The sequence below is a fragment of the Bacteroides cellulosilyticus DSM 14838 genome (assembly GCF_000158035.1).
GTDB lineage: Bacteria > Bacteroidota > Bacteroidia > Bacteroidales > Bacteroidaceae > Bacteroides > Bacteroides cellulosilyticus.
Genome location: NZ_EQ973491.1, coordinates 927,465 through 935,484 on the forward strand (window position 1 = coordinate 927,465; position 8,020 = coordinate 935,484).

At 42.0% G+C, this 8,020-nt stretch carries 8 protein-coding genes and 1 pseudogene; all 9 read right to left on the reverse strand.

The window, feature by feature from the left end; genetic code table 11:
* Positions 1 to 590 (reverse strand): annotated as a pseudogene (locus tag BACCELL_RS15735) (MFS transporter); the annotation flags it as partial.
* Between the two features lie 12 nt (positions 591 to 602).
* Positions 603 to 1,670 (reverse strand): HlyD family secretion protein, encoded by a 1,068-nt coding sequence (locus BACCELL_RS15740; protein WP_007212888.1) that lies wholly within the window; start codon positions 1,668 to 1,670, stop codon positions 603 to 605.
* Between the two features lie 37 nt (positions 1,671 to 1,707).
* A complete protein-coding gene (locus BACCELL_RS15745; protein ID WP_007212889.1) occupies positions 1,708 to 3,033 on the reverse strand; it encodes a TolC family protein in 1,326 nt (441 codons plus the stop codon).
* Positions 3,011 to 3,451 (reverse strand): MarR family winged helix-turn-helix transcriptional regulator, encoded by a 441-nt coding sequence (locus tag BACCELL_RS15750; protein ID WP_007215588.1) that lies wholly within the window; start codon positions 3,449 to 3,451, stop codon positions 3,011 to 3,013. The genes BACCELL_RS15745 and BACCELL_RS15750 overlap by 23 nt, the downstream gene beginning before the upstream one ends.
* 234 nt (positions 3,452 to 3,685) lie before the next feature.
* Positions 3,686 to 3,835 (reverse strand): hypothetical protein, encoded by a 150-nt coding sequence (locus BACCELL_RS26545; protein WP_007212891.1) that lies wholly within the window; start codon positions 3,833 to 3,835, stop codon positions 3,686 to 3,688.
* Positions 3,832 to 4,821 carry a 6-bladed beta-propeller gene (locus BACCELL_RS15755; protein WP_007212892.1) on the reverse strand — a complete coding sequence of 330 codons (990 nt, stop codon included), beginning with the start codon at positions 4,819 to 4,821 and terminating at the stop codon, positions 3,832 to 3,834. Before BACCELL_RS15755 ends, BACCELL_RS26545 begins: the two co-directional genes overlap by 4 nt.
* A gap of 27 nt (positions 4,822 to 4,848) precedes the next feature.
* Entirely contained in the window at positions 4,849 to 5,364 is a 516-nt protein-coding gene (locus BACCELL_RS15760) for an energy transducer TonB (RefSeq protein WP_007212893.1), read from the reverse strand.
* A 171-nt stretch (positions 5,365 to 5,535) separates the two neighbouring features.
* The gene (locus tag BACCELL_RS15765) at positions 5,536 to 6,615 is read right to left on the reverse strand and encodes a helix-turn-helix transcriptional regulator (RefSeq protein ID WP_007212894.1); all 1,080 of its coding nucleotides are present in this window, start codon (positions 6,613 to 6,615) and stop codon (positions 5,536 to 5,538) included.
* 320 nt (positions 6,616 to 6,935) lie between these two features.
* Positions 6,936 to 8,020, reverse strand: a 1,085-nt coding sequence (locus BACCELL_RS15770; protein WP_007212896.1) for a cyclomaltodextrinase C-terminal domain-containing protein, incomplete at its 5' end; no start/stop codon positions are given.

An 8,020-nucleotide genomic window follows, 5' to 3' on the forward strand; every position in this document is an offset into this window, starting at 1 on the left:
CGCTTGGCATACCGGAAAAACAACAGGATAAAGATAATGGCAATCAGCATCAACAGGATTGTAAAGTAATACATGTACTGCCACTGATAGTAATAGGCCAATTGTGCCGTCAGCGCCATGGATATTTGTCCGCCGGAAAATACGATGGGGTAGAAGTAGGCGTAGAACTCGCTACGCACATTTTTCGGACTGAAGAACGGGCGTACCTGAATAATAAACTCTAACATAATGAAGGCTTTCAGGAAGCCGATGAAGAAGCTGCATATAATGGTGATGTCCATATTGCCAACCTGGGCGCAGATGTAGCTGAGAAAGATTTGCAGGATCAGGTCGGTAAGCAGCATCGTTTTTGGAGTGGCGATCGCACGAATTTTAGGAATGATGGGATAAGCTACTGCCATACCTGCCGCTGCCGCATAATACCCCATTGTGATGTCTTCGCTGAGTATTCCGAGGGTACTGCTGACTTCCAGCATGCTTCCCGTATAGGTTCCGTTGAGCATAATGATAGGGAACATCACCACGAACATAGTGACGATACCCAGCCATTGCGGTACCCAGGGACGGAGTGGAAGGTTCAGTTTTACCATCAGTGGACTTCCTTATTTTCTCAGTGCTTCGGTTTCTACCATCATGCCTGCGCGGAGGCTTTTCATCTCTTCGGGAGTGGCATCGTCCAGCTCGATGCGAACGGGAATGCGTTGCTGCACTTTGACGAAGTTGCCGGCGGAGTTATCAGTTGGAACCAGGGCGTACTTGGAACCGGTTGCTTCGGATATGGCGGTAACTGTGCCGTGAAAGATATGTTCGCGGAAAGCATCGACCTTGATGCGTACTTTCTGGCCGATGTAGATGTGGGAAATCTGCGTTTCTTTGTAGTTGGCAGTGATCCATTTGTCGTTGCCCCGTACAAGATAGGAGATGGTTTGCCCGGCTTGTACGAATTGTCCCGGTTCGAGGGTGCGGCGCCCCATATATCCGTCGTAAGGAGCGGTGACTATCGTATAAGAGAGATTCAATTTTGCCATATCCAGATCCGCTTCTTTGCGAAGGATATTCGCTTCGATGCCGGTGGATTTCTTACTTGTTTCGGAGTATTGGGATTTTGCCGCTTCCTTTTGTTGCAGCAGGGCCTGATAGCGTGCTTGGGTTGCTTCGTAGGCGGTTTTTACCTGTTCATATTGTTGCTGGCTGACGGATTCTTCGGCAAGCAGGTTGGCATAGCGGCGATAGTCCTGTTCCTGTTGCCAGAGCTTGGCCTTGGTTTCTGCAATGTTGGCTTCCTGAATGGCTACATTTACTTGCGAGGTCTGAATGCCGGAACTTAATACATCTTTTGTACCTTTCGCATCCATCAGGGCAGCTTCCGCATCCTTTACTTTGATGAGGTATTCGCGGTTGTCAAGAATGAGAAGGGTGTCTCCGGCATGCACAGGCTGGTGTTCCGTGAAGCGGACTTCCTTGATATAACCCGAAGCGCGGATATTGAGCGGAGCTATATACTGGTCTACTACGGCATCATTGGTGATTTCGTAATGGACGTATTTCCAGAAGTAATTGATTGTCCATGAAATTCCCGCCAATGCAAGGAGGATACATACCGTATTGAGGGTGATATTCCTTATTCTTAATCTCTTCAGTTGCTTATGTTTCTTTTGTAATTCGGACATAGATTACAATTGTAAATTAAAAATTAATAATTAAAAATTAAAGCATGCCACAGGTTCGCTGTAATTCATAGTAAGTGTAAATGGCCTGCGTACGGGCAACGGTCAGTTGCAGTTCAGCATCCAGCCGCACGCTGCTTGCATCCAGCAGGTCGGTGAGAATGGAAAGCTGGTTCAAGTAGCGGTTTTGCACAATCCGGTAGTTTTCTTCTGCCTGGCTGACAGAGAGCTTCAGGGCTTCTATGCGGTTCAGGGCCTCTTTATGGCGGGTGTAGGCAGTTCGGATCTGAATACGGATGTTCTGCATCAGGAGTGCTTCGGCATACTTTTGAAGTTGTACCGTCTGCCGGGCTTCGTGCATCTTGTGCTTATTCTGATAAAGAGACGACAGGTTGTATGAGAGGCTGAGGCCGATGTTCCAGTTGTTGTTGTACATGTCAGCCAGCGTAGTGCTGAGTGGGCGTGCAAGGGTGTTGCCCGCATGCAGTGACAGGCGGGGAAGGTAGTTTGCTTTAGTCAGCCGGATATCGTTTTCTGCCAGCAGGGTTTGTTGGCGGACAATCTGCATGCCCGGATAGTTGTTGTAGGCTAATTGTACATACGTATCATAATCAGACACATTGACGGCGGTATACAGTAAAGTGGTGTCCGGTGCTATCAACTGTGATTCGTCCAGTCCCAGCAGAATATCGAGTTGTTGCGAAGCTATGGAGATGCTGTTGTCGGCTTCCTGATAGGCCAGGCGGTCGTTGGTCAGTTGCAGTTCACTGCGGATTTCATCATTGCGGGTGACTATGCCTTCTTTTTTCATCCGACGGATATTTTTCAGTCGGTGTTCGGACTCTTCGATGTTGCGTGCCAGCACTTCCCGCTGCTTGTAGTAACTGAAAAGCGTCATGTACTGTTGCAGCAGTACCAGCTTGATTTCGGCTTCGTTGTCGGCACTGGTCAGGGCGGCTATTTGCTTTTTAAGTTCGGCCTGATGTATTTTGGCTTGTATCCTTCCTCCCTGGTAGAGGGGTTGCGTCAAGCTGATGTTATAGTTTTGTGACCAGTCCGGAGTTTCGGGGCGCACGGGATGTGAAAGTCCCCGCTGAAAGATGACGGGCTGGCCTATGATTCCGGCGCTGGCACCTACTTGGATATCTGGCAATCGGTCTGTGTATGCAGACTTCTTTTGGTCGTTATAAATAACCTCTTGTAGTTTGCTCTTTTTAAGTTGAAGACTGTTTTCTGTACCCAGACGGAAAAGTTCGTCTACGGATAATAGATGAGTATTCTCCTGAGCGGTTAGCCACAACGGAGCTACAGCAAGTATGTGAATGAGCAAGAGGCGAAGAAAATTAGAACTGGTTGAATATCTCATAGAGTGTCTCTAGTTGATTGGAACATGCGTTTAGGTTCTCTATTCCCATCAGTTGGCCCGTCTGGGTATAAAAATCCTTGATGAGCGGGCGTACACGGTCGGATATCTCTTCTCCTGCGGGAGTGAGGTACACAAGTCGGTTACGGCGGTCGTTAGGGTCTTCCTGGCGCATGATCCAGCCTTTCTTTTCGAGGTTTGCCATCAGATTAGTCATGCAGGCTTTGTCTTTGGCTGTCTTTTCGGCTAATGCCTGCTGGCTGATTCCTTGTTCCTGCCACAGGGAACTCAGTACTTGTAACATTTCAAAGGTGATATCTATGTTATTGCGTTTCAAAACGCGTTGCAGAGCTTGGCGGAATGCCATGCGGGTTCTTAGCATTTGCTGGATAAGCCCGCGGGATGAATTGTAATTCTCCATTGCTATGTTGCTTTTTATTTTTCGGGCGCAAAGGTAGAGCTTTTTATTGGAATTAGTCAAATGTTTGACTAATATTTGTGAGGGGAGATTTGAAGAGCCTATATACCAAGCAACATTTTTTTTAATACAATCTCTTACGGTGTAATGAGTATGAGTGGCATGCCTTTTAGGCATGCCAGGCTATATAATGCTGAAGAGTAATCTCTGATGTAACTGTCCATGTATTCTATCCTTTTACTTCAGTTTACCCATAAATAAAATATTATTATCCTCTGTGTCGATGGTGTCCAGCAATTCTTTTAACTGTTTACGGTCTTCGTCTGAGCAACTGCTCTCGGCAAGACGTTTCTCTATTTGAGTAATAAGCCATCCTGGTTCATTCATCTGGTAGAACCATCCATTACTGAAATTGAATATAGGTGCCTCCATATGTCCGAAAAGTCATTTATCAACTTGGCATAATTTGAAGTTTGCTTTTCTTTGTTCACTGCTATAACGCCTTTGCCCCCCAACATGGCGGTCAGATAATAACCCGGCAACTCATTATAAATATGCAGTGGGATTTCGGATACTCCACCAAAATCCATTTTGAATTTGGGATGGATTTTGTTCGCATTCTTGTCATAGTGGAAAAGTGTGTCACAAGAGGACAACCAGAAACTGAATCCGGGAACATTATGGTAAGCAAATATATCCTGATTGAAATCTTTTTGCAAAAAGTTGGGAGTAGGTTTTAGTTCTTGTTTGAATGAACCGTCTTTGTCATATACTGCGGCGAGGAATTTCTCCTTATTGTTTTCAAAGGGCATGTGAATAATGGTGATGTCTCCATCGTCATCCACTTCTATTTTAGGCTTACTTAATTTCTCTTTAGTAACAATCTCACGCACAAACTTCCCGTCTGTATTGTACACCAGTATCTTGGGTAAGAAAGCAAAAGAGGACAAATAGATTTCATCCGTTTTCTCATTAATCACTTCATCATAAATGGACTGATTATATTCTCCCGGACCATTACCTATAGCACCGACTTGACATTTTAGCTTTCCATCATGAGTGAAAAGTAAGAAAGGAAGGTTGTTTGATTGACGAATGCCTATATAATGGTCTGTGATACACAAACCATAACCTTTGAAGAAAGCACTATCCGAATTTTCAAAACGGACAATCTTAAACTCTTCTACTAGGTCACTTAGATTGATATCAATCGTATTTTTTACTTGATCAAAATGGCAAACCGTCAAGGTATTGTCGGCATCGGTTTCTACGAAAGTTAAAGTACCGTCACCTTTAGGGGATGTGCTACAACTTGCCGTTACTAAAACTGTACACAAGACTGTTACGATGTTAAATCCTTTTATATTCTTCATACTTTCTTATTTATTCGGTTTTATATTTTACATAGTACTGGCATTTATAGGTGCTCTGAATTTAGAACGTACCGGGGTTTCGTTTATCTTACCAGGAATAAATTTGGGCAATAATTTGAGTACTCTGATAAATTCTTTATCTATAGCGGGATGGATGCCTTCAACGATTATCACATCCGAAACGGTACCGTCTCGTTCTATCACCAAATCAACCGTTCCTCTGCCGTTTACAGGATCTATATCCGGATATTTGAAGTGTTTACTGATAAAATCCATAAATTGGGAATTATTCAAAGAAGGAAATGCCCTTACTACTTCGGACTCTTCATAGATTTTATCCAAATCAATTTCTTTCCCTTTTCCGATGCTATCAATGGCATAACCTTTTTCCTCAATAACTGTTGCAGAAGTCTCACCAGTTAATGTGTCACATGAAACTGTCTTTACATCAGCTTGTTTGGTTGATTTTCCGGTACAACCTATTGTAATTATGAGGAAAAAACATAAAAAACAATACCATACATTCTTAATTACTGCTTTCATAATATTTTATTTTGATTCTGTTGCGAATTTAGATGTTATATATGAGAAAATAATATGATAATGGAATAAATAGTGAGATAACTTACTTTATTGATAATTAGATGGGTACCTTTGTTCTGGAATGAGTTATGAGACAAAATGAAGAATGAATTTATATAATAATGTATACTTTTACTTATTGTGAGTAAACGCTATTATAAAATCAATAAAACTCTCTTTACTCCTTTTTCTAAAATCGAACTTCTCGCATATTCGAATGGTGTACCGTTCAATACTTCGGGGTTGTACATCCAAAAGTTGTGCAACAGTTTCAAGAGATAAGTTTAAGGCTGTCAGATAACAGATGTCTTTTTCTCGCCCGGTGAGTGATGAATATTGTTCATTCAATCGAGTGGCAAAGTTTTGGTGAACGATATTTAACCAGTGTTGCAGTTTGTCTCTGTCGGCTGCGGGAATATACTTTTTTAGTTCTGTAATTTTGAGGAATGTTTGTAGTGCTTCAGCATCTGCTGATGAAACGGAGATGTCTTTTGCCCGGAACATGATTTCCAGCTGCTTTATGCGTATATCTTTTTCTCCTTTTTCATTCTGCAAAGCCATGATTTTATTCAAGGCTTCTTCTTGTTCCAGGCTATGCAGATTCTCGTTTTCTTCTATCATTGTTTGAAAGGTATCTATCTGTTCTTGTAACTTAATAGACCCTTGTTTCTGTTGGGATAACTCTTTTCCTTTCTGCTTCTTATACATTTTCAAGCTATAGAAGTAAAGGAGTATTAATACTATTACTATTAAGATTCCAATAGCAATAGTGAGATACCAACTCATTCGTATTTCAGCATTTTGCCTGAGGGTGATGGATTTGTCGTATTTTAGTTGTAATTCTCTGATTTCTGTACTCTTTAGTTCATCCCGAACGGAATCAATAACCGCAATGTAATTTTTAAGATATTTAATGGCTTTCTTATATTGTTTATTCTCTTCTGCTTGTTTATATAGTGCAGAATAGATATTCACTTTTACATTTAGATCAGAAGTTTTTAAAGCTGCATGTAATAAACTGTCAGCCTTTTCTTTTCCTTTGAGTTTTTCCGGTGAAGAAATCTGTTCCAGTATCTGTAAAGTAGAATCCGGGTTTTCCCATATTTGGGCTTCTGCCAACTCTAATAGCTTGGTAGTATTATCACGCTGACACGAAAAAAGGCATGTACAGCATAATAAGACATATAAGATAGTAGTTTGTCTATTTTTCATAATACTTGATTTGAATGTAAATTCAATAGACAAAGGTGAGAACAATTATTTTATTATATGTTTAAAAATGATTCATTTGCCTGTTATAATTATGCCATTTCCCTTTTTTCTTATCCATCATCTTTTTTGTTTTATGAAGCAAAGCATCTTTTTGTTTTTAAAGGTTTAAATGTTGTATCTATTATTTATAGGTAGTTGGTAGACTACTAATAAGTATTTGTCTGACTAAGGCTGGTTGATTTTTTAGTGAATTTGGCATAGGTATACAAAAAAACGCAGAGAAATACACTCTGCGTTTCTTTGTTTTTATGAAATGTTATTTATAACTCAATCACCAATGACTCTCTTGGTCCCATTGTCAGCGATTCACCGAATGCAACTGTCTTTCCACTAAGAATATCTTTTCCTTGTTTGGAATCTTTCAATATTTCTTTGTAGAATTTCAAAGGAACAGTAGTTTCGGCATCTGTACCATTCAACATTACGAATACGGTTTTACCTTCGTGCTGGCGGGCATACGCGTAAACACCATTCTGTACCATGAATTGCACCATGCTACCTTTGGCGATAACATCGTTTCCTTTACGCCAGTTCAATAAGGTCTTGTAGAAGTTATAACATTCGTTCTGTATCTTGCTGCGTCCTGCGGCTGTCAGTGCAGTTTCTGTATCGCCAGTCCATCCACCGGGGAAGTCTTTACGAACGTATCCGTCACTCTTGCTCTTCACGCCGTTCATCATGATTTCCGTACCATAGTAGAGTTGCGGAATACGGCGGGTGGTAAGTAGCAAGGTAGAAGCTTGTTTCAGCATTGGTAGATTGTCGCCTTCACCCAGAAAGCGGTCGGTATCATGGTTTTCGATAAATGCCAGTACGGAAGTCGGGTTGGGGTAGAGGAAGTCGTATACGAAGTTATTGTATACGCGATCCAGACCTTTGAACCATGTCTCGGTTTGCTCGTTCTTGGCAGTATTGATTTTATCGAAGAAGCTGAAGTCCATAACGGTTTTCAGGTTACTGTTCTTCGGGGCAGAGAGCTTGGAATCCATTTGCCACCAAGCTGTATAAGCCGGTTCGGTAACCCAGGTTTCGCCTACGGTGTTGTAGTTGGGGTATTCTTCGTTCAGCTCTTTCATCCAGTTGCTCATGGCGTCATAGTCGGCATACGGATAAGTGTCCATGCGGATACCGTCGATATTGGCGTACTCAATCCACCAGAAGCTATTCTGTACCAGGTAGCGATATACGTGCGGGTTCTTTTGGTTAAGGTCCGGCATAGCGGTAACAAACCAACCGTCGTTCATCTGGTCGAAGTCGTATTGTGAAGTATAAGGATCAACGTGCGGAGTCAGTTTGAAAGAAGTCTGCACAAAGTTCTTTTCATGATCGGGATTGTTGAACCAGT